Genomic DNA, 21,986 nt, shown 5'->3' on the forward strand with positions numbered 1-21,986 from the left:
CGCTATCACCTGATGCCGTATCTCACGGCCCTCGAAAACGTCACCATTCCGGCGCTGTATACCGACATGCCTGCGGCGGCGCGTCAGGCGCGGGCGGAACATTTGCTCAACCGGTTAGGGCTTGGCAACCGCATGAATTACCGGCCCGCGCAGCTTTCCGGCGGGCAACAGCAACGTGTCAGTATTGCGCGGGCACTGATGAACGGTGCGCCGGTGATCCTCGCCGATGAGCCGACCGGCGCGCTCGACAGCACCAGCGGTCAGGAGCTGATGGCGATTTTGCATGGCCTGCATCAGGCCGGGCATACGCTGATTATCGTCACCCACGACCGCAGTATCGCCGAACAGTGTCAGCGTATTGTCGAAATCCACGACGGTGAGATTGTCGCGGACCGCATCAATCCGGTGATGCAGCAGGGCAAATCTCAGGGATTACCGGCCATTGCCGCCACCGGACGCACGCCGCTCTGGCAGAGTCTGAAAGAAGCGGTGCGCATGGCGTGGCGTTCCCTGCTCGGACACCGGATCCGCGCCTTTCTTTCCATGCTCGGCATCATTATCGGCATCTCTTCGGTGGTGTCCTCAATGGCGGTGGGCGAGGGCGCACGGCAGAGCATTCTCAGCCAGATAAGCCAGCTTGGTACCAGCACCATCGAAATTCAGCCCGGTCTGGGCTGGGATAAACCGCGTCCTGATTTTGAACGTTCCCTGACGCTGGAAGACGTGGATTTGCTCGGCAGACAGCCGTACATCGACAGCCTGTCGCCGGTAGTGAGCAAAACCGTGATGGCAATCCGCGGCGGTAAGCAGGTGCTGGTGTCGTTGTCGGGCGTCAGTAACGGATTCTTTCGCGTACAGGGGCTCAACTTTATTGCCGGAAACCGTTTTACGCCGCGCGATCTCGACGACCGCGAGCCGGTAGTAATTATCGACCCGAATGTGCGCAGTACGTTGTTTCCCGGACAGGATCCGCTGGGCGAAATTATCCAGCTTTCCGGCGTGCCTTACCGGGTGATCGGCGTGGCGGATAAAAAAGGGCCGAAGTATATCGGCGAGCAGCTCGGCGCGTGGATCCCTTATACCTCATTACTGGAGCGCATGTCGGGGGATACGCCGCTGCAATCCATCACCCTGCGCATTGCCGACGGTTATCCGACGGATGTCGCCCAGCGCAACGTTGAGCAACTGCTGGATTCGGCGCATGGCAAACGCGATTTCTTCACCATGACCAACGACCAGCTGACGAAAACCATCCGTAAAACGTCGGAATCCATGACGTTGCTGATCACCGCGATTGCCGGGATTTCGCTGCTGGTGGGCGGTGTGGGCGTGATGAACATTATGCTGGTGTCGGTGACGGAAAGAACGCACGAGATCGGCATTCGTCTGTCGGTTGGCGCACGTCCGGCGGACATCATGCGTCAGTTCCTGATTGAGGCGGTGGTGATTTGTACCCTCGGCGGTCTGATCGGCATTGTCGGATCCGGCGTGGCAGGGCTGATTTTTTCTCAGGTTACGCAGGAATTCACCATGATTTTCACCTGGCCGCCGATCCTTTTAGCCTGCGGTTTCTCGGCGCTTATCGGGCTCGGCTTCGGCTTTTTCCCGGCACGCAACGCCGCGCGTTTGCATCCGACAGAGGCGCTGGCACGCGAATGAACAAACAGAATTTACTCTCAATGGCGGTGATGACGGTACTGATGACCGGCTGTGGTCAGGCGCTGAAAAGCGAATACCAGCGGCCGATGCTCTCAGTTCCGCAAACCTGGCGCGTGCAGGATACCGGCGAAGGCGTGGCGAAATTTTCCCCGCACTGGTGGGATAACTTTGATGACCCGCAGCTGTCACGGCTGATTGTTTCCGCGTTGCAAAGCAATAACGACCTGGCGCTGGCGGGCATAAAACTGCGGCAGGCGCTGCTGACGGCGGGACTCTCAGACCTGAATCTGACCCCTGATTTTTCCGCCAGTGCATCGGCCAGCAACACCAAAAATATGCGCCGCGAGACCACGCCGGTCGAAAGTTACACAAACTCACTGTCGGCCTCTTATGAGCTGGATTTGTGGGGGAAACTGGCGCGTACCCGTGAGCAGTCCGACTGGCTGGCAAAAGCCTCGCAGCAGGATTTGCAGGCCACCGCGCTGACGCTTATCGGCACTACCTCACAGCTTTACTGGCAGATTGCCAGCCTGAATCAGCAGATCAGTAATTTGCAGCAAAGCCTGGCGATTGCCCGGGAAACCCTGGTGATGGTGACGTCACGCTGGAAAGCCGGTGATCTCGGTCAGCTGGATTATTTGCAGGCACAGCAAACGGTGCTGAGCCGCGAAAACAACCTGCGCGATTTGTATCAGCAGCGCGATGAAAACCGAAATGCACTGGCGATTTTACTCAGCCGCCCGCCGGGGCAATACGCTGCGGAGCGTCAGTCGCTGGATATTCATCAGAGCGTGCCGGTGGCGCAGCGTTTACCGCTTGAAGTGATCGCCAGAAGGCCGGACGTGCAGTCGGCTGAACTGAATCTGCGTGCGGCGCTGGCCGGTTCGGACGTTGCACGGCTGAGCTTTTATCCGTCGCTGACGCTGAATGCGTCACTGAATGCCGGGGCATCTGTGTTTCAGCAATGGTTCAGCAATCCGGCCAGAACGCTCGGATCTGCGCTCGACCTGCCGTTTATCGAATGGAACAAAGTACGGCTGACCGTTGAACAATCTGGCCTGGATGTGCAAACCGCGGCGATTCAGTTCCGCAGCGCGTCGTACAGCGCGTTGCAGGATATCGACAATGCCATGTCGCAGCGCCTGACCTATCAGCAGGAAAAACAGCGACAGCTGCAAGATCTGGCATTAAGTCAGCAGCGGCTGGCACTGGTGGAAAGCCAGTATCGCCACGGTTCGGTGGTGTATCAGACGCTGCTCGACGCGCAGAACACCTTGCTCGACAGCCAGAACACGCTGGTCACCACGCAATATAACTATTTGTATTCCACGATGAAACTCTGGCTGGCGCTGGGTGGCGGGGAAGACAATACATTGAGTCAACAAGGATAAAGCATGCAAAAGGATGTTTTACAGACGGCAAACACGCCGCGTCGGGTGGTCGTGACCGGTTACGGTGCGGTGACCCCGCTGGGGCTGAACTCCGCTGAAAGCTGGGCCGCGATCATGGATTACACCCCCGGCTACCGCTACTGCGACAAATCAGCTGCCGGGATTAAATCGCGTTTTTATGGCCTGATTGATCATGAACCTTCGCTCAAAGGTGTGCCCGCGGCGATCCGTCGCCGCCTGCCGCGTTATGCCCGGCTGACGCTGGCCTCTGCGCGGGAAGCCATGCAGATGGCGTTTGGCGATGACAAGCCGGAGCAACATTACGATTTGCGCGACTGCGGCGTCATTATGGGCACCGGCTGGGCGGGGCAGGATGAAACCCAGCTGCATTACGAAGACTATCTGCGTACCGGTATGGGATCTCCTTTTGGCTGCTTTTTCTCCATGCCGAATTCCGCCACGGCGGCAGTCAGTTTGCTGTGGGGGTTGCGTGGCTATCAGAATACGCCGGTCGCGGCCTGTGCGACCGGAACCATCGCGGTCGGCGACGCTTTCGAACTGATCCGCAATGGCCGGGCCAGCATGATGCTGGCGGGCGCGGGAGAATCTCTGCGCTCTGATTCGGCGGTATGGAATATTGATGTGCTGGGCGCGCTGGCCAGTGAACAGGAAGAAATCACCCGCGCCTGTTGCCCGTTCAGCCTGCATCGCAACGGTTTTGTGCTCAGCGAAGGTGCGGCGGTGCTGTGTCTGGAAGAACGGGAATCTGCCCTTGCGCGCGGCGCAAACATTCTCGGCGAGATCCTGGGTTACGGCAATTTCTCGGATGCCTTTGATTTTACCGCGCCAGCCGAAGACAAAATTGCGCGGGTGCAAACCATCCGCCATGCGCTGGCGCAGGCCGGTATTGCTGCCAGCGATCTGGATTATATCAATGCGCACGGCACCTCTACGCCGCTCAACGATCTCAACGAAACCGAAGCGATCAAGATTGCGCTGGGCGAATCGGCGGCTTACGCCACGCCGTGCTCCAGTACCAAATCCTATACCGGACATCTGATCGCGGCGGCAGGGAGTTTTGAATCCATCGTCTGCCTGCAGGCGCTTGAGCATCAGATCATGCCCGCAACCTGCCATCTTGATGCGCCCGATCCAGCGTGCGATCTGGATTACGTTCCCAATGTGCATCGTCCGGCGGTACTGAACACCACGCTGAACCTGAGTTTCGGCTTCGGCGGGGCGAACGCCGCGCTGGTGATCGGAAGGGGGAAATAATGCTGGCGGCTGACACTCTGCGTTACAGCCTGTCGGACGCCGAACGCTGGGCGGCATTTTCCGGTGATTACAATCCGATGCATTTTGACGCGGCAGAGGCGCAGCGTCTTGGTCTGACCGGATTATGCGTTCACGGAATGCGCGCGATGCTGGATATGAAATCGGCGCTGAGTACCTCGCGTGAAAAGTACGGGTTTGGGGCAGAGGGACTGATGTTTACCAGCCGTCTGCGCGAACCGGTGTTGTGCGACACGCTGTATCAGCTGCCGGTGCGCGAAACGCTGCGTGATGACGGGGTGCAGCTGAGCGCCAGTTTGCGTCATGTGCAGACACAGCAGGCCAGCATCAGCAGCAAACTGATCGCGACGGACGCGCTGGTGTTACCGCCGGTCATGCAGATGAATACGCTGGGCGCGCAGGAACTGGCAACGCTGCATACGCAGTTTCTGGCTGTCGGCAGCCCGGTGGTTCCGGCGTGGAGCTTTCTTGACGCCGTGCTGTTTCGTCAGCTGGTGAACGCTCCGCAGACGCTGGAAACCGTGCACAGTCTTTTGCCGTCGGTTCAGGCGAACAGTCTGGGTGACATTTTTACTCTGGTACAGGTGGTGCAGACGCATCATGAAACGCATTTTTCCCCGCGATTACTGACCCAGACAGAACAGGGACAGCGTTTCGGCGCGATACATTACGCCATCCGGCCGACGCTGGTCATGGGCGAAAAACAGCGCGGACTGGTGCTGCTGGCATGCATTCAGGCATGGCAGGACGGTGAACCGCTGATGTCCGTCGCAGTCACGCTTAAAACCGGACCGCTGACTGAATGACATACTGATTTTTCTTAAAAAACAAAGACAACTGACTCACTTAAAGGAATAAAACATGGCGAATTATGATGAGGTTTACAGCAAGGTTTGCGAGATGCTGTGTGACGCGAAGGATTTGGAACAGGAAGATCTCACCCCGGACATGCCGTTATATCAGCTCAAACTCGACAGCCTGGATTACGTTGAACTGATGGTGCTGGCGAAGAAAGAGTTTGGCGTCACCATCGAAGCCGATTTGTTCGTCGATAACGTGAACATTACGGTGCGTGAGCTGTGCCAGTATCTCAGCGAAAAAGCCACTAAGCCATGAAACAAGTCATGGGAAATCAATGGATTTTAATCACCGGTGGCAGCCGGGGGATCGGACGCGCCGCCGTGCAGCGTCTGGCGAAAGAATGGAATGTGGTGTTTACCTGGTGTCAGGGCGAAAGCGCCGCCCATGAGGTGGAACTGGCCTGTGCGGGATTGCCAGGCCGGGTCGAAAGTCATCAGTGCGACGGGCGTGATGAGCAGGCGGTTACGCGTCTGGCCACTGACCTGCTGGCACGCTACGGCGCGCCGCACGCCGTAGTACACAATGCGGGTATCACCCTTGATGCGCTGCATATTCACCAGAACGCCGATAACTGGCGCAAGGTGATGGACACCAACTTAAACGCCATCTTCTACTGGAACAGCCAGTTACTTGAACCGATGATGATGCAGGGCGGTGGTTCGGTGGTAATGATGTCGTCGGTAACGGGCATAAAGGGTAACAGTGGTCAGAGTGCTTATGCGGCGAGTAAGGCTGCGATGATCGGCCTGGCGCGGACGTTATCGGTAGAACTGGGGCGCTTTAACGTTCGGGTTAACTGCCTGCTGCCCGGTTATATCGACACCGAAATTCTCGCTGATATGCCTAAAGATAAGCTGGCGGCGCTGCGTAAAACGATTCCGATGAAACGTTTCGGAAAGGTGGACGAAGTGGCAGGCGCGGTGGCGTGGCTGGTCAGTGAAGACAGCACGTACATGACCGGACAAAGTCTCATTCTGGACGGTGGTCTTTCCGCCTGATCCCCTGTTATCTTCAGCCTGGCCAAAACAGGACGCATTGCGTCCTGTTTTTTTTTGCTTTTCTGCAACCTCAGGTTGTTCCTGCTTTGCTAATCTCCGCCGTAGCCGGTAAAAAAACGACTTGTGGTGGCCAGATCACCGAATATTTGGCACAACTTTCGGATGTTCAGCTATACCCCTGAAATAAAATCCTCTTCCGCTTAGAAAATGCGTAAAAAGCCTCAGAAATTTCCTTGTAAAAAATTCCTGCCACAGGCAGGATAAAACGCTTCCGTAGCCCCCGAATTGAGAGGGTATTAAAGGGTTAATGCGAAAATACGCCATGCTGATAGCCACGTCCGTGACAGGTTAAATATAATTCACAATGGTTTAAAAACCGTGAATTATTTTAAATTACGCCTCCGTTATGGCGAATATGATATAAACTTAATCGTCAGTGGTGATAATCATAAGGCTTTGGTTTTTATTTTCTTTTATTTGATGGCGTTTGGTTTAGGACGTATATTGAAAATGAGTGAATTGACTTTATATGCATCACTTTAAGGAGGGCTTTAAACACGCAGGGATATTAAAACCCCCCTGTGATTAAACGATGAATTAATGAACCGCTGTGCAGCAGGCGATCACTAATTCCATTTTCGGAAAAGTGTTGAATGATGAGTGCCACTGAAATCAATACTTATCCGGGACACCATGAACATGAAGAGGCACTATGAAAAATCGTAAATACCTGACTCCGTCTGAAGTTGAGAAACTGCTAGAGGCTACGTTGCGCGGAAGGCACGCAGAACGGGATTATTGCCTGATCTGGATGTGTTTTATCCACGGTTGCCGGGTCAGTGAAATCAGCAGTTGGCGGCTCTCGGATATCGACATGGAAGGCAATAATATCTACATCCACCGGTTAAAAAATGGCTTCTCTACCGTTCATCCTCTCTATATGCGGGAAAGGAAATCGTTAATGCTCTGGATGAATAAAAGAAAGCAATACCGTGGTGCGGATTCCGACTGGTTGTTTCTTTCTAATCGCGGTTCAAAATTATCACGACAGCGCATTTACTGGTTAATTAGAAATTATAGTCAGGCCGCTAATCTGACTATTAATGCTCATCCGCATATGTTAAGACACGGCTGTGGCTTTGCGCTGGCAGACAGAGGGATTGATACCCGCTTAATTCAGGATTATTTAGGTCATCGTAATATTCAGAACACGGTTTTATATACGGCGAGCAACGCCAAAAGATTTAAAGAAGTCTGGTAGTTAACCTGTAATTAATTGTTTCAATGGAGTCATTTTGAACTAAATTGGAGCATACTCTAATCAGCCGGTAAATTTCTGTCAATACTGAGTGCACCCCTCCGCAGAAGTTTATTTAAATATTAATAAATTCAATTACTTAAAAGTTAATTTGTTATTTCAGTACACCGGAAGTCTCTCGGTTTTTTCTTATATTCTCTTCGCTTGATTTCTCACGCCATTCTCATTCCCCCTGTCAATACTTCAGTTTAATTTCATAAATTAATCATTTTAAAGAATTAAATTCTTCACGATATTCACTATTTAGCACAATAAACCAAAGGAGTCACTTTAGTTCAAAATGAATCGTTTGGGTTTCGGGGTTAAACCCGTCCGGCGGCTTATTAAGTGGGGTGGAACCTCATGAACTAAATAAAGGAATGACAGATGGTTTTGTCAAAACTAATTCGGACACCGGGAAAGGTGTTTCGATGTGCATTATGTTAATAGGAAAAATTTCGTGAAAAAGAATCTTCTTGCTGTTGCCCTGGTCGCCTCTTCTGTATTCGCTTCTTCTGCTTTTGCAGCAGATGGCGCCGTTAACTTCACTGGCACTATCACAGATGCGGCTTGTACGATCGATACTGCTTCTCAAAACCAGGATGTCTTCCTGGGTAATATCGCCCGTACCGCGTTCCCTGTTGCGGGTTCACTGGCCGCTGCCAAAAAATTCACTTTAGTTCTGACCGACTGCCCTGACACCGTGACCGGTGCGACCGTGCGTTTCGACGGTACTCAGGTTTCTGGTGACAACACCGTGCTGGCGCTGACTGCCGGTGACAGCACTGCTTCAGGCGTAGGTATTCAGATTTCTGACAACCAGAACAAAGTGGTTCCGTTGTACGAAGACTCCTCTGTTTATCCGCTGGTCAGCACCGGTCCTAACAACCTGGACTTCAGCGCCCGTTACATCTCCCTGACTGACTCAGTCACGGTGGGTGATGCAAACGGCGTGACTCAGTTCACCGTGGTTTATCAATAAGCCTTTTGATTCGCTTCAGTTGAATTAAGTCAGACCAGGGGAGTGCATGCCCCTGGTCTATTTGAATGGTTAAGACAGGCAGGGACACCATGAAAACATGGCGCGCTACAGCGGTGGCAGCATTATTAATGACCTTCGGCATGGCCGCACAGGCGGGTGTCGTGGTCGGCGGCACGCGTCTCATCTATGACGGCGGCAAGAAAGAATCCTCCATCAATATCAGTAACCCCGATAAAACGCCTTATCTGATCCAGTCCTGGGTGGATGGCGCTGAAAACGGCAAAACAGCACCGGCTGACAAAGCGCCGTTCATCGTGACGCCACCTTTATTCCGCCTTGACGGTAATCAGCAAAACATTCTGCGTGTAGTGCGTGCGGGCGGTGACTTGCCTGAGACCAAAGAGTCACTGTACTGGCTGAATATCAAATCGATTCCTTCCGCAGAGAAGCGGGAAAACACCCTGCAGATTGCCGTGAAAACGCGCATCAAGCTGATTTTTCGCCCGTCAGGCGTGAAAAGTACGCTGGAAGAGTCCGCTAAAACGCTGACATGGAAACGCACTGGTAACCGCATTCAGGTGACCAATCCGTCGGCGCATTACATCACTTTCTTCAACGTGAAAATCAATGGCAGCGCGATGAAGAACGTCACCATGGTCGCACCGCAGTCTGATGCCACTTTTGACTTACCGGCTGGCGTCACCGGCGGCTCACTGAGCTGGCAATTCATCAACGATTACGGCGGCACCAGCAAACCTTTTATTGCCAGTCTCTGACCTGAATTAATGACCAGCAGAAGTCTGTCACGGCGGTAAACAAGAAAGGCGAGGGAGTAGCGCCAGAAATTCTGGCTGCGTTGCAACATGGAATTAACACAATGAAGAACAAAACGAAAAGTCATCATTCGGCCGGTTTTACGCGTTCCCGGCTTGCCTGGCTGGTGTCGTGCCAGATAGCAATGTTAATGGGCGGAACGCATCTGGCCAGCGCAGCGGAATATTTCAACCCGGCCTTACTGGAAATCGATAATCCTGCACAGGGAAATGCGGATCTGTCGATTTTCGAAGAGGGGGATTTACAGCCGCCAGGCACTTATCGTGTTGATATTTATCTGAATGGTTCAGAGGTCGATACCCGCGACGTTAAATTTACCCTGACGACGGATGCGGCGGGTAAACAAAGCCTGCAGCCCTGCCTGAGCGGCGAACTGCTGCGGGATATGGGCGTGAAGATTGGCATGTTCCCCGGCATCCAGGCGACAGACGAGTGTGCCAATTTTACCGGTGCGATAGCGCAGTCTTCTGCTGCTTTCCGCTTCGATCAGCAACGGCTGGATCTGAGCATTCCCCAGGCGGCGCTGAATTCGCAGGCGCGCGGTTACGTGTCTCCTGACAAATGGGATCCGGGTATTCCTGCGCTGCTGATGAACTACAGCTTCAGCGGTGCGAACACTGAAGCGCGGGAAAACGACACGCGTAACAGCAATACCTATTACCTGAATCTGCGTTCCGGGGCGAATCTGGGTGTCTGGCGTTTGCGTAACTATTCCACCTGGAACCGCGACAGCAAAGGCACTGACCACTGGGATTCCATCAACACCTATTTGCAACGTGATATCCAGACGCTGCGGAGTCAGCTGACGTTAGGCGACAGTAACTCGCCGACCGAAGTGTTCGATACGGTGCCGTTTCGCGGTTTACAGCTGGCTTCCGACGACGACATGTTGCCGGACAGCATGAAAGGCTATTCGCCGGTGGTGCGTGGCATTGCCAACAGTAATGCGCAGGTCACCATCCGGCAGAACGGGTATGTCATCTACCAGAGTTACGTGCCTGCCGGGCCTTTTGCCATTTCAGATCTCTATCCGACAGCGGGCAGCGGCGACCTGAATGTGACGATTAAAGAAGCCGATGGCAGTGAGCGAAACATGGTGGTGCCTTTCGCGTCGGTGCCTGTGCTTCAGCGCGAAGGACATCTGAAATACAGCTTCACCAGCGGTCAGTACCGCTCGTATAACGATAACGTCGAAAAGACGCCATTCACTCAGGGCACCGCGATTTATGGTTTATCGCACGGTGCGACGGTGTATGGCGGCTTGCAGGCGGCCAGCAAATACCAGTCGGTGGCGATGGGGCTGGGTCAAAACCTCGGCAGCATCGGTGCGCTTTCCGCTGACGTGACGCAGGCCTGGACCAAACAGGAAGACGCGCCAAAAGACAGCGGTCAGTCTTACCGTCTGCGCTACGGCAAAAGCTTTGTTGAGTCAGGCACCAACTTTAGCCTGGCCAGCTACCGCTATTCCACCGCCGGTTTTTACACCTTGCAGGAAGCGCTGGAAAGCTACTCCGGCGGCAGCGGATATTACAGCGATCACAAGAAAAGCCGTGCTGAACTGACCCTGAGCCAGAACTTGTGGGAAAAGGGCGGTGCGCTTTCGCTGAGTCTGGTGAAAGAAGAATACTGGAATAATAACCGGTCAACTCAGTCGGGCAGCGTGGGTTACAACAACACCTGGGAAGGCATTTCCTGGGGGGTTAACTACACCTATAACCGCAATGGCACGGACAGCAACGGCAACCGGACCTATTACACCGATCAGATTGTGGCCGTCAATATCAGCGTGCCGTTGAGCAAATGGCTGCCGGGCAGTTACGCCACCTATAACCTCAACAGCAGTAAAAACGGCAATACTTCGCATAACGTCGGCCTGAGCGGTACGGCGCTGCGTGACGACAATTTGAATTACAACATCAGTCAGGGTTACACCACGCAGGGGCAGGGTGCGAACGGCTATGCCAGCGCCGACTATAAAGGCGGATACGGCGAAGTGAATGCCGGTTACGGCTACGACCGCAGCCAGCGCCGTATGGATTACGGTCTGCAGGGCGGCATTTTACTGCACGAAAATGGCGTCACCTTCTCGCAACCGCTGAGTGAAACGGTGGTGCTGGTGAAAGCGCCGGGCGCCGACGATGTCAGCATCGCCAGCAATACCGGGGTTAAAACCGACTGGCGCGGCTATGCGGTGGTGCCTTACGCCACGGCGTACCGGCGTAACCAGATTTCCCTTGATACCTCAACCTTGCCGGACGACGTCGATATGACGCTGACCAGTACCACGGTGATCCCGACGCGTGGCGCGGTGGTGCGTGCGGACTTTGATCCGAACATCGGCCAGCGCGTGCTGATGACACTGACCCGCGCCAACGGCGAGCCGGTGCCATTTGGTGCCACCGCAGGCGTGAACAACGGGGACAAGGAGAACAGCAGCATTGTCGGGGACGGCGGCCAGGTTTATCTGTCAGGCATGTCCGACAGCGGCACGCTGACAGTGAAATGGGGTAATTCAGCGGCGCAGTCCTGTCAGGTGAACTATCGCCTGCCTGAACAACCGGCCACGTCGGGTATTCAACTTATTAACGGAGACTGCCGGTAAGGCGGAACATGGACATGACCGATCGTATGAATCAATTATCAACAGACGTGACTTCACCACGCCAGCCAATCCTCCGCCGCGTGTCCGGGGGTAAGAAGGGCGCATTGTTCGGGCTGATGCTGGCCGGTGGCATGTTGAGCGCCAATGCGCAGGCAGGTGACTGCGCCCCGACGGACGGGACAAAATCCTATACGTTCAACATGAGTTATTTGTTAACTGACCCGACCCAAAACACGGCCGGAAAGATCGTTAACAACGCCTATCAGTGGAACCTCAGCGGTAACTACAATGTGACCTGTTCCTGCACCGGCAGCTACGTCGGGGGTTATGTGACCGCAAAAGTACCGGATACCGGGCTGGCGTACACCGACGGTAACCTGAATTATTACAGTATCAACGAGTTTCTGGCCGTGGCCAGTCAGGTTTATATCGCCGGGGGATTTGGCGATTATAAATCGACGCCGTTCACCAGTGTCAGTAACCAGAATACCGCCACCAGCTGCGCCCGATATCCTTATGCCACCGGCGCCCGCGGCACCATTTCACTCTATTTCCGCCGGCCTTTTGTCGGTGTTCAAACCATTCCGCTGACCAAAGTCGTGGATGTGTATATCGCTTCTGATGCGACGACGCAGTCTGCCGTTCCTGTCTCGACCGTCTGGATGAGCGGCACAGTGACGGTGCCACAGTCGTGCGTTATCAATGGCGGTGGCGTGATCACGGTACCGTTTGGCGACATCTTGTCGGGCGATATCGCCACCAAAGGTCAGATGGCGAAAAACTTCTCGCCGAAAAACGTCAATTTCAACGTGGCCTGCACCAATATTTCCGAAGGCGTTAATGTCAGCCTCTCTTTCCAGGGAACGCCGGATGCCAATGATCCGACCGCACTCTCGACCACTAACGCCGATGTGGGTGTCAGGATCCAGGACAGCGCGGGCGCCACCGTGGCACCGCTCAGCGGCCGCTTACCGCTGACGATGGATTACGCCTCTCAGGTGGGCACGTCGCAGATTAACTTATTTCCGATTAACACCAGTGGCAAAGAGCCTGGCACCGGTGATTTCACCGCCACCGCGACTATCCGCGCAGAAATACAGTAATTCCGGGACGTGACCGGTAAAGGAATATCACCATGATGAAAGGCTTAACGGCATTTGTAATCACTAAGGGAAAAGCACCGGCGCTGTTTCTGGCGCTTGGACTGGGGCTGACGGCCAGCACGCTGTGGCAACCCGCCAGCGCGGACACCGTGCTGAATATCACCGGTAATATTAAAGCGTCGCCGTGCACGATCAGCCTGCCTTCCGGCGGAATGAATGTGGATCTGGGGCAGAAGATTCTGGCCTCCTCGATGGCAGAGGCCGGCTCATCATCAGACTGGAAACCTTTCTCGATTGCGCTGACGGCGTGTCCGGCCTCGACCTCAGAAGCCACCATGACCGTCAACGGGACACCGGATGAGACTGAAAGCGACATGTACGCCAACACCGGCAGCGCCACGCAGGTGCAAATTCAGCTGCAAACCAGCGACGGTACGGCACTGGGAAACGCGGCGCAGAAAGTTCAGAACATTGACACCGCCACCCGCAGTACCACGTTCGATATGCGCGCCCGGGCGTACAGCGCGCAGGGGAAGGTGACGCCGGGGACGATTGTCGGCAGCGTGCAAGTCACGTTTACCTACCAGTAAGCCGAACGCTCAGCAACTGAGGAAAACAAGGATTTTGTACCGGATTATGTCCCTGTCGGGAATGTGACTGAAAAACAAGGAAGCTATGATGAACAGTGTCGAAAACCTCACGCCGGGTCATGTTACCCCTGACGCTTTCCGCCCAAATTTACCGGCGGAAGGCGTACTGATTATGGACGCTTGTCCCGTTACTGCTCTGGGCATGAAGCGTGTACTGACCGGTTCCTGCGGCATCACAAAATCCGTCAATTATGTACAACGCCTTGCGGGAATTCCGGCAGCCATTGCCCGCTCACTGCCGGCACTGCTTATCATGGACATCTGCGGCGAAAAGGAATCGGTGCTTGATGGCCTGCGTTTGCTGGCTCATCTGCAAGATTCACATCCGGAGATGAAAATCATCATCTGTACTGATTTCAGCGATCACCGCGTGCTGGAACTGCTGGCGTCCTCTCCGGCCAACGGTGTGTTGCTTAAACACGAGCCGGAGCTGGCCCTGGTGCAATGTGTTTTTGACGTGATGGCCGGCGGGGAACAGTGGCTGAGCCCGAAAGCAAAGAGGCTGGTGACGACCACCGCGATGAAAAACCCGGCACTCACCGCCCGTGAACTGGAGGTGCTGACCTGTCTTTTCTCGGGCATGAGCGTTTCGAGCGTCGCACAGACGCTGCATCGCGATATCCGCACGGTGAGCACGCATAAGCGTAATGCGATGATGAAACTGGGTTTTCACAATGACAGTGAACTCTTTGCCCAGGGCACATGGATGGCGAAGATTGGTCCGGCTGCCAGCCATTAATCACGGTGGCAAAAGGGCATCCGCAAATGGAACGGTGCCGGGAAATGACGCCCGGCAGCAAGGAGCAAGAGAGTTATGCATCATACTCATACATCGACCCGCGCCGTGGCGCTGATGGACAGCCAGCCGCTGACGCTCTCCGGGCTGTCATCACTGATCAAGTCCATTGATAGCGGCTGCGATATCCGCGTGAAAGAGACATGTCTGGAGAAAATCTCAGAAGCCCTGATGTATCAGTCCGTGGATATTCTGGTGACGGATCTGCAAAGCGCGCAGGAAAACCTGCACCAGGGGCTGGATATTCTGCTAAATCTCAGTGAGCAATTTCCCCGTCTGAATATGGTGGTCTATACGCTTTGCCATAACGGCAACGAACTGCGTAAGCTGGTAAACCAGCGCAATATCAGTCTGATTGCACGCGGTGAATCGCTGAGCGACACAGAGGATTATTTCAGACAGGCATTTGCCCGAAAGCGCGTTTTAAGCCCGCGGATCTGTTGCGACCTGGTGCGTCTGACTGAGCAAAACATTCAGGTTTCCGCGCGGATCACGCGAAGCGAAACTGAGGTGCTGCGACATCTTTATAACGGCATGGATCTGCGTGAAATTGCGCAAGCTAAGCAGCTGAGCATCAAAACCATCAGTGCGCACAAATGCAATGCGATGCGTAAGCTGGGAGTGAAAACCGATTCCGAGCTGTTCCTGATGTTGAAAAACATGTGCTAAAAAACAGGTCTTAAAAAAAGTCTTCAAAAAGGTGATGAACAGGCCGTGAAGGGGAGAGGCCGACGGGCGGGGGGAAATGCCCCTTCATAATTAAAGCGGGCATTTCCGTTTGGGGCGCAGATCAATACGGCTAAATATTGATGGCCCTGAACCGCTCTGCATTACTTGCCGTATAAATAACGGTATTTTGAATATTTCTGTGACCGAGATAATCCTGAATCAGCCGGGTGTCACATCCTTTATCTGCCAGCGCAAACCCGCAGGCATGGCGGAGCATATGAGGATGAACATTGACATTGATACCGGCTTGTTTTCCATAGTTGCGTATTAAACGGTAGATCTGCTGGCGGGAGATCTGACCACCGTGTCGTGAGAGAAATAACCACTCAGTGTCTGAATCAAGATATTGCGAACGGACTTTCAGCCAGTCTTTAATTGCCTTTACCTCGCGGATTTGTAACGGGTGATGAACCGAAAAACCATTTTTCAGCCGGGATATGTGAATTATATTCGTTGCCAGCTCAATGTCGTTTACCCGTAACTTTGTTAATTCACTGACGCGAAGGCCATGAATGAAACACATTAATAACATGCATTTATCTCTGACTGCGTTCTTTCCGACCGCAGTTGCGGCGACCAGTTTCTCAATTTCCAAATGAGTGAGATATTTTCTCCCTGCCATTGTCCTAATCCTTTGAGCAATTCTTTTATTTTACAGGTTGTTGTGCTTCATACGCGATGGTGAGCTATTTAAGCATTAGATTATACATTCAGCAAATGAATTATTCAGACTATGTATTATTCGCCGGCTTATGTAATTAAATTTCGGGATTTAGATCCCAAAAATATAATGTAATAAGGAAATCATTATGCATGAAATTAGTTTTTCTGCCTGCGTTGTTTAATTTAAAAGTTATTTAAACAGGCCCCATAATTAATTGTTTTGTTTATCAATCTTAGAGGATCCCAGGATTATTCCTATTAGGCGTGCCCCGTCTGACTGGCGGGTAAATCATAAGCGTCCGGCGCGATGATATTTTCGTGATTGTCACAAAATAGCCAAATGTAAATTTTACCGGCGACGACTCAGCACCCTACGCTATTTTCACTTTCCTGAACCAGGCACGCCGTCCCGTTTGATTTAGGGAAAAGACCTCAAAACCTCCCTTTGTTCTCCCCATCAAACCTGCTGATGTTTGTCATGCTAAGCCTGAAATTGTGCCTGTCGCGTTTTTATGCGCCGGGTAAATGCTGACAGGAACCGCCGGTGGCTGAAGAAAGCGATCTCGAAAAAAGTGAGGCCCCCACCGCACACAGGCTTGAAAAAGCACGTGAAGAAGGGCAAATCCCGCGCTCGCGCGAACTGACTTCCGTTCTGATGCTCGGCGGCGGTTTAACGTTGCTGTGGATGTCCGGTGAATCGATGGCTCGCCAGCTTGGCGTGATGATTTCTCAGGGGCTGAAATTCGATCACGGCATGGTCAGCGATGACCGTCAGGTTTTGCAGCAGATGGCGACGTTGCTAGGACGTGCGGTCTGGGCGTTACTGCCGGTGATCGGCGGTCTGATTTTGATCGCCCTTGCTGCACCGTTACTGCTCGGCGGCCTGATGTTCAGCGGTAAATCCTTTGAATTCAAATTCAGCCGGATGGATCCGATTGCAGGTTTTAAACGTTTATTCTCCGGACAGGTGCTGGCCGAACTGCTGAAAGCCATCCTCAAAGCGTTACTGGTGGGCACCGTCGCCGGATTGTATTTGTGGCATAAATGGCCGGATATGATGCGCCTGCTGGCGCAACCGACCATCCCGGCGCTCGGTGAAGCACTGAACATGGTGGTGTTCTGCGGACTGATGGTGGTACTCGGACTGACGCCGATGGTCGGATTCGACGTGTTCTGGCAAATCTGGAGCAACCTGAAAAAAACTGCGCATGAGTAAGCAGGATATCCGTGACGAACATAAAAGTCAGGAAGGCGACCCGCACGTGAAAGGGCGTATCCGTCAGCAGCAACGTGCCATGGCAAAACGCCGCATGATGGCCGATGTGCCGAAAGCTGACGTGATTGTCACCAACCCGACGCACTACGCCGTGGCGTTACAGTACAGCGAAAACAAAATGAGTGCGCCGAAGGTTCTGGCGAAAGGTGCAGGTGAAGTGGCGCTGCGCATTAAAGAACTCGGTGCCGAACACAAAATCCCGATGCTGGAAGCGCCGCCTCTGGCACGTGCGCTTTACCGGCATAGTGACATTGGTCAGCAGATCCCGGCGGCATTATATGCGGCTGTGGCGGAAGTGCTGGCCTGGGTTTATCAGCTCAAACGCTGGAAGCGTGAAGGTGGTCTGATCCCGAAAAAACCTCAACATTTGCCAGTGCCTGACGGCCTGGATTTTGCAGCAGGAGAGAGTGATACCCATGGCTAATCTGGCCGCGATACTGCGTTTACCCGCCAACTTTAAGTCCGGACAATGGCAGGTGCTGGCAGGCCCCATTCTTATCCTGATCATCCTGTCGATGATGGTGCTGCCGTTGCCACCGTTCATCCTCGACTTGCTGTTTACCTTCAACATTGCACTTTCCATCATGGTGCTGCTGGTGGCGATGTTCACCCAGCGTACGCTGGACTTCGCCGCGTTCCCGACCATTCTGCTGTTTTCCACCTTATTACGTCTGTCGCTGAACGTGGCCTCGACGCGTGTGATCTTAATGGAAGGTCACACCGGCGGCGCAGCAGCAGGACGGGTCATCGAAGCCTTCGGCCACTTCCTGGTCGGCGGGAACTTCGCCATCGGTATTGTGGTGTTTATCATCCTCGTGCTGATCAACTTCATGGTTATCACCAAAGGTGCCGGACGTATCGCCGAAGTGGGTGCGCGTTTCGTGCTCGACGGGATGCCGGGTAAACAGATGGCAATCGACGCGGATCTTAACGCCGGTCTGATTGGTGAAGACGAAGCGAAAAAACGCCGCAGCGACGTGACGCAGGAAGCGGACTTCTACGGTTCGATGGACGGTGCGAGTAAATTCGTGCGCGGTGACGCCGTTGCCGGTCTGATGATCATGATCATTAACGTGGTCGGTGGCCTGCTGGTCGGTGTGCTGCAACACGGTATGGATCTCGGTCATGCGGCGGAAAGCTACACCCTGTTGACCATCGGTGACGGTCTGGTCGCGCAGATCCCGGCGCTGGTTATCTCCACCGCTGCCGGTGTTATCGTCACCCGCGTCGGTACCAACGAAGACGTCGGCGAGCAGATGGTCACCCAGCTGTTCCGCAATCCACGCGTAATGATGCTGAGCGCCGGTGTTCTGGGCTTGCTCGGTATGGTGCCGGGAATGCCAAACCTGGTGTTCCTGATGTTTACTGCCGGTCTGTTAGCACTGGCGTGGTGGACGCGCGGACAGGAGCAGAAAAAACCTCAGGCGAAAGAAGCCGTTCCGGCGGCGGCTGAAAGCGGCAAACAGATGGTGGAAGCCAGCTGGCAGGACGTGCAGCTTGAGGATCCGCTGGGGATGGAAGTGGGTTACCGCCTGATCCCGATGGTGGATTTTGCGCAGAACGGCGAGCTGCTGGGACGTATCCGCAGTATCCGTAAGAAATTCGCGCAGGAAATGGGCTATCTGCCGCCGGTCATTCATATCCGCGACAACCTCGAACTGCCGCCAGCGGGCTATCGCATTCTGATGAAAGGCGTGGAAATTGGCACCGGCACCGCACATCCGGGGCGCTGGATGGCAATTAACCCGGGCAGCGCGATTGGCGAACTGCCGGGCGAACCGACGGTGGATCCGGCATTCGGGCTGGCGGCGGTGTGGATTGAACCCGCCATGCGCGAACAGGCACAAATTCAGGGCTTCACCGTGGTGGAAGCCAGTACCGTAGTCGCGACGCACCTCAATCACCTGATCAGCCTGCACGCTAAAGAACTGTTTGGCCGTCAGGAAACGCAGGAACTGATGGAGCGCGTCACCAAAGAAATGCCGAAGCTGACGGAAGATTTCATTCCGGGCGTCATTTCCCTGACCAACATGCATAAAGTGTTGCAGAATCTGCTCTCCGAGCGGGTCTCTATCCGCGACATGCGTACCATCGTTGAAACGCTGGCAGAGTACGCGCCGAATCAGCCGGATCCGAATGAACTGACGTCCGTGGTCCGTGTTGCGCTGGGACGAGCCATCACTCAGCAATGGTTCCCGGGTAATGGCGAAGTGCAGGTCATCGGCCTTGATACCTCGCTGGAACGCCTGCTCTTACAGGCCTTACAAAGCGGGGGAGGCCTCGAGCCGGGGCTGGCCGAACGGTTGCTGACCCAATCCGAAGCCGCGTTACAGCGTCAGGATATGCTTGGCGCACCGCCGGTTCTGCTGGTCAATCATGCGCTGCGTCCGCTGTTGTCGCGCTTCCTGCGCCGTTCGCTGCCAAATATCGTGGTGATGTCGAATCTGGAAATGACCGACAGCCGTCAGATCCGTATGACTGCCACCATCGGCGGGGAATAATATGCGCCGCCTGGTGATGTTGCTGCTGGGAACACTGAGTCTGTCTGCGATGGCCGCGACAGGCTCATGGTCTGACACCCGCCACGGCGTCACGCTGCAAAATCGCGGTGTGATGATGTCCTCGGCGGCACTGGTTGCGACCCGCTCCGCGCCCGTCAGACAGCGGACGTCAGCGACCATCACCAGCATCAGCTGGAAATATGAACTGTTCGGCGCAAGACCGGCGGGCTTACAGGTGCAGTTGTGTAATACGCAAAATCACTGCGTGATGCTGGATGCCGAAGGCGGAATGACGAAATCCTTTTACGGTCAGGCCGCCATTTCCCCGCTGAGATTCGTGTATTTCGTGCCCGGTTCCGGTGCGCTGAATACGCCGCTGCGGGTGGTAAGCAATCAGGTGATCGTGAACTATCAGTAAGGCAGGGCACAATAACTTAGGGCGTATTGCGGTGCGCCACATATCCCGTTGGTACAATCCTTCATTCCCGGTTCTGTTTTCGTAATCCAGCGTCTTAATCTATTTTCCTGAAATACATAGCGTTATTTCATGGTTCTGGCGGTGCCGCCGACACTCTACACTCGAAAAAATTGCCTTTTCACCTGTGGAGTATGACCTCAATGAAAGTCCGTGTTCCTTCCCTGTTATTTTTGCTCATGATGGCGGTTACCCGCGTGGACGCCGCAACGCCTGCGGATACGCTGGTGGTGGCCGGTTCTCTCGAAGGTATTATCAGCCTGGATCCGGCTGAAAGTTTTGAAACGGTCAGCTCCGGTAATCTGGTCAATCTGTATCAGCAGCTGGTGGCGTCTGACCGTCAGCATCCTGATAAGCTGGATCCCGATGCTGCCGCCAGCTGGCAGCCGGGGCCGGACGGACACAGCCTGATCTTTACCCTCAAGCCCGGCCAGAAATTTGCCAGCGGCAATCCGCTGACCGCAGACGACGTGATTTACTCGTTTACCCGCGTGGTCAAACTCAATAAAAGCCCGTCATTTATTCTGGGGGAACTGGGCTGGACGCCGGAGAACGTCGACGGCAATCTGAAAAAACTGAGCGACGATAAAGTGCAGCTCAGCTGGCCTGCCGATATCGGCAGCGGGTTAGTGCTGAGTATCTTATCCGCCCCTGTCGCCGGTATCGTGGACAGTAAACTGCTGAAAGAACATGCCGAACAGAACGATTTCGGCAACAGCTGGCTGCGTTCGCGTTCAGCAGGTAGCGGTCCGTTTGAGGTGCGCAACTATGTGCCTCATGAGGCGTTAATCCTCAAGCGAAATCAGAATGCGAAGCCTTTAGCCAAACTTGAAAACGTGCTGTTTAAAAACGTCGGTGACCCGTCCACCCGCCGGTTGCTGGTGCTGAACGGAGATGCGGACGTCGCGTATGATCTGGGGGCAGACCAGTTCAGCTCGCTGCAAAAAGAGAAGGGCGTGCATGTCGCGCAGTTCCCGGCGGCAAAAGTGTTCTATCTGGCGTTTAACGTCGGCGATACCGCACAACCAGCGCTGGCAAATCCGGCATTATGGGAAGCCGCCCGCTGGCTGGTGGATTATCAGGGGATTTCGACTGACCTGCTCAAAGGCCAGTACGGTATTCATCAGACCTTCCTGCCTGACGGTCTGGCCGGTGCCATTGATGACCAGCCGTTTAAATATGATGTGGCGAAAGCCAAAGCCATTCTCAGCAAAGGCGGTATCGCGCCGGGCACTAAAATCGATTTAATCGTCATAAACCAGCCGCCATATTCTGATATCGCGCAGGCATTACAGGCCAGTTTTGCCAAAGCTGACATCAGTTTAGTGGTGCATCCGCTGGTAGAAAGCGACGTGCTGACCCGTATGCGGGCGCACAAATTCCAGTCCATCTTCACCTACTGGGGCGCGGATTATCTCGATCCGAATACCAACGCCAGCACCTTTGCGTATAACGTGCCGAATGGCCCGAAAACGCTGGCTCAGCGTATTCAGTGGGTGATCCCGGAAATCAGCAAACAGACACGCGCCGCTGCCGCAGAATCTGACCCGGAAAAACGCAAGGCGCTGTACGCCGATTTACAGCGTGAGCTGCAAAAAAGTTCACCGTTCGTGGTGGCGTTGCAGAGCAAATTGCTGGTGGCAATCCGCGACAACGTGAAGGGCGCGAGCCAGAACGTGGCGGGCAGTCAGCTGTATCTTGATACGGTGAGCAAGGAGTAAATATCCGGTTATCTGTTGCTGTTTTATTGGATATTTTACCGGTCGGACTGATCGAACGCCTTTCGGTTTACACCATTACCGGCTGGCAAATCGCCACCGGAGCAGGGCTCAGAACGCAGTTCCGGTACTAAAAACCGTGCTCCTGCCGCAATAAT

18 protein-coding genes and 1 pseudogene are annotated in these 21,986 nt (G+C 54.3%); 18 read left to right on the forward strand and 1 reads right to left on the reverse strand.

Features of this window, described 5'->3' with window-relative positions:
- The 14 genes from UC15_RS07520 to UC15_RS07585 form a co-directional block, all read left to right on the forward strand.
- On the forward strand, positions 1-1,659 hold a 1,659-nt coding region (locus tag UC15_RS07520), incomplete at its 5' end, for an ABC transporter permease (protein WP_112287861.1).
- Entirely contained in the window at positions 1,656-3,050 is a 1,395-nt protein-coding gene (locus UC15_RS07525) for an efflux transporter outer membrane subunit (RefSeq protein ID WP_112287862.1), read from the forward strand. The genes UC15_RS07520 and UC15_RS07525, both read left to right, overlap by 4 nt.
- Positions 3,051-3,053: 3 nt before the next feature.
- Positions 3,054-4,325, forward strand: a complete 1,272-nt coding sequence (locus UC15_RS07530) for a beta-ketoacyl synthase (RefSeq protein ID WP_112287863.1) — start codon at positions 3,054-3,056, stop codon at positions 4,323-4,325.
- Positions 4,325-5,149 (forward strand): MaoC/PaaZ C-terminal domain-containing protein, encoded by an 825-nt coding sequence (locus UC15_RS07535; RefSeq protein WP_112287864.1) that lies wholly within the window; start codon positions 4,325-4,327, stop codon positions 5,147-5,149. Before UC15_RS07530 ends, UC15_RS07535 begins: the two co-directional genes overlap by 1 nt.
- Before the next feature lie 55 nt (positions 5,150-5,204).
- Entirely contained in the window at positions 5,205-5,459 is a 255-nt protein-coding gene (locus UC15_RS07540) for an acyl carrier protein (RefSeq protein WP_112287865.1), read from the forward strand.
- Between the two features lie 8 nt (positions 5,460-5,467).
- Positions 5,468-6,202, forward strand: a complete 735-nt coding sequence (locus UC15_RS07545; RefSeq protein WP_112287886.1) for an SDR family NAD(P)-dependent oxidoreductase — start codon at positions 5,468-5,470, stop codon at positions 6,200-6,202.
- A 712-nt stretch (positions 6,203-6,914) separates the two neighbouring features.
- Positions 6,915-7,463, forward strand: a complete 549-nt coding sequence (locus tag UC15_RS07550) for a tyrosine-type DNA invertase (protein WP_095922315.1) — start codon at positions 6,915-6,917, stop codon at positions 7,461-7,463.
- A gap of 496 nt (positions 7,464-7,959) precedes the next feature.
- Entirely contained in the window at positions 7,960-8,481 is a 522-nt protein-coding gene (locus UC15_RS07555; protein ID WP_112287866.1) for a fimbrial protein, read from the forward strand.
- An 89-nt stretch (positions 8,482-8,570) separates the two neighbouring features.
- A complete protein-coding gene (locus tag UC15_RS07560) occupies positions 8,571-9,257 on the forward strand; it encodes a molecular chaperone (RefSeq protein WP_112287867.1) in 687 nt (228 codons plus the stop codon).
- Between the two features lie 101 nt (positions 9,258-9,358).
- Positions 9,359-11,917, forward strand: coding sequence for a fimbria/pilus outer membrane usher protein (locus UC15_RS07565; protein WP_112287869.1), 2,559 nt, complete (start codon positions 9,359-9,361; stop codon positions 11,915-11,917).
- A 14-nt stretch (positions 11,918-11,931) separates the two neighbouring features.
- Positions 11,932-13,020: a fimbrial protein gene (locus UC15_RS07570; RefSeq protein ID WP_157960970.1), complete on the forward strand. Its 1,089-nt coding sequence runs from the start codon at positions 11,932-11,934 to the stop codon at positions 13,018-13,020.
- A gap of 32 nt (positions 13,021-13,052) precedes the next feature.
- Positions 13,053-13,610 (forward strand): fimbrial protein, encoded by a 558-nt coding sequence (locus UC15_RS07575; protein ID WP_112287871.1) that lies wholly within the window; start codon positions 13,053-13,055, stop codon positions 13,608-13,610.
- An 85-nt stretch (positions 13,611-13,695) separates the two neighbouring features.
- A complete protein-coding gene (locus UC15_RS07580) occupies positions 13,696-14,409 on the forward strand; it encodes a response regulator transcription factor (RefSeq protein WP_232829840.1) in 714 nt (237 codons plus the stop codon).
- A gap of 75 nt (positions 14,410-14,484) precedes the next feature.
- A complete protein-coding gene (locus UC15_RS07585; RefSeq protein WP_112287873.1) occupies positions 14,485-15,135 on the forward strand; it encodes a LuxR C-terminal-related transcriptional regulator in 651 nt (216 codons plus the stop codon).
- Between the two features lie 130 nt (positions 15,136-15,265).
- Here UC15_RS07585 and UC15_RS07590 read toward each other — a convergent pair whose 3' ends face one another.
- Complete coding sequence (locus UC15_RS07590) at positions 15,266-15,817, reverse strand: tyrosine-type DNA invertase (RefSeq protein WP_112287875.1); 552 nt, start codon at positions 15,815-15,817, stop codon at positions 15,266-15,268.
- 585 nt (positions 15,818-16,402) lie between these two features.
- Between UC15_RS07590 and flhB the strand changes: the two are divergent.
- The 4 genes and pseudogenes from flhB (at position 16,403) to UC15_RS07610 (ending at position 21,831) form a co-directional block, all read left to right on the forward strand.
- A pseudogene (flhB, locus tag UC15_RS07595) lies at positions 16,403-17,558 on the forward strand (flagellar biosynthesis protein FlhB).
- On the forward strand, positions 17,551-19,635 hold the full coding sequence (gene flhA / locus UC15_RS07600) for a flagellar biosynthesis protein FlhA (RefSeq protein WP_112287876.1): 2,085 nt from the start codon (positions 17,551-17,553) through the stop codon (positions 19,633-19,635). The pseudogene flhB and the gene flhA overlap by 8 nt, the downstream one beginning before the upstream one ends.
- A 1-nt stretch (position 19,636) precedes the next feature.
- The gene (locus tag UC15_RS07605; RefSeq protein ID WP_112287877.1) at positions 19,637-20,053 is read left to right on the forward strand and encodes a flagellar protein FlhE; all 417 of its coding nucleotides are present in this window, start codon (positions 19,637-19,639) and stop codon (positions 20,051-20,053) included.
- Positions 20,054-20,253: 200 nt separating this feature from the next.
- Positions 20,254-21,831: an ABC transporter substrate-binding protein gene (locus tag UC15_RS07610; protein ID WP_112287879.1), complete on the forward strand. Its 1,578-nt coding sequence runs from the start codon at positions 20,254-20,256 to the stop codon at positions 21,829-21,831.
- Positions 21,832-21,986: the final 155 nt, after the last annotated feature.

The sequence above is a fragment of the Rahnella sp. AN3-3W3 genome (assembly GCF_003263545.1).
GTDB classification, from domain to species: Bacteria; Pseudomonadota; Gammaproteobacteria; order Enterobacterales; family Enterobacteriaceae; genus Rahnella; species Rahnella variigena.

Bases quoted from the DNA above. Each gene is read 5' to 3' on its own strand.
- UC15_RS07525 (WP_112287862.1), top strand. From the start codon at position 1,656: ATGAACAAACAGAATTTACTCTCAATGGCGGTGATGACGGTACTGATG.
- UC15_RS07530 (WP_112287863.1), top strand. From the start codon at position 3,054: ATGCAAAAGGATGTTTTACAGACGGCAAACACGCCGCGTCGGGTGGTC.
- UC15_RS07535 (WP_112287864.1), top strand. From the start codon at position 4,325: ATGCTGGCGGCTGACACTCTGCGTTACAGCCTGTCGGACGCCGAACGC.
- UC15_RS07540 (WP_112287865.1), top strand. From the start codon at position 5,205: ATGGCGAATTATGATGAGGTTTACAGCAAGGTTTGCGAGATGCTGTGT.
- UC15_RS07545 (WP_112287886.1), top strand. From the start codon at position 5,468: ATGGGAAATCAATGGATTTTAATCACCGGTGGCAGCCGGGGGATCGGA.
- UC15_RS07550 (WP_095922315.1), top strand. From the start codon at position 6,915: ATGAAAAATCGTAAATACCTGACTCCGTCTGAAGTTGAGAAACTGCTA.
- UC15_RS07560 (WP_112287867.1), top strand. From the start codon at position 8,571: ATGAAAACATGGCGCGCTACAGCGGTGGCAGCATTATTAATGACCTTC.
- UC15_RS07565 (WP_112287869.1), top strand. From the start codon at position 9,359: ATGAAGAACAAAACGAAAAGTCATCATTCGGCCGGTTTTACGCGTTCC.
- UC15_RS07570 (WP_157960970.1), top strand. From the start codon at position 11,932: ATGACCGATCGTATGAATCAATTATCAACAGACGTGACTTCACCACGC.
- UC15_RS07575 (WP_112287871.1), top strand. From the start codon at position 13,053: ATGATGAAAGGCTTAACGGCATTTGTAATCACTAAGGGAAAAGCACCG.
- UC15_RS07580 (WP_232829840.1), top strand. From the start codon at position 13,696: ATGATGAACAGTGTCGAAAACCTCACGCCGGGTCATGTTACCCCTGAC.
- UC15_RS07585 (WP_112287873.1), top strand. From the start codon at position 14,485: ATGCATCATACTCATACATCGACCCGCGCCGTGGCGCTGATGGACAGC.
- UC15_RS07590 (WP_112287875.1), bottom strand. From the start codon at position 15,817: ATGGCAGGGAGAAAATATCTCACTCATTTGGAAATTGAGAAACTGGTC.
- flhA (WP_112287876.1), top strand. From the start codon at position 17,551: ATGGCTAATCTGGCCGCGATACTGCGTTTACCCGCCAACTTTAAGTCC.
- UC15_RS07605 (WP_112287877.1), top strand. From the start codon at position 19,637: ATGCGCCGCCTGGTGATGTTGCTGCTGGGAACACTGAGTCTGTCTGCG.
- UC15_RS07610 (WP_112287879.1), top strand. From the start codon at position 20,254: ATGAAAGTCCGTGTTCCTTCCCTGTTATTTTTGCTCATGATGGCGGTT.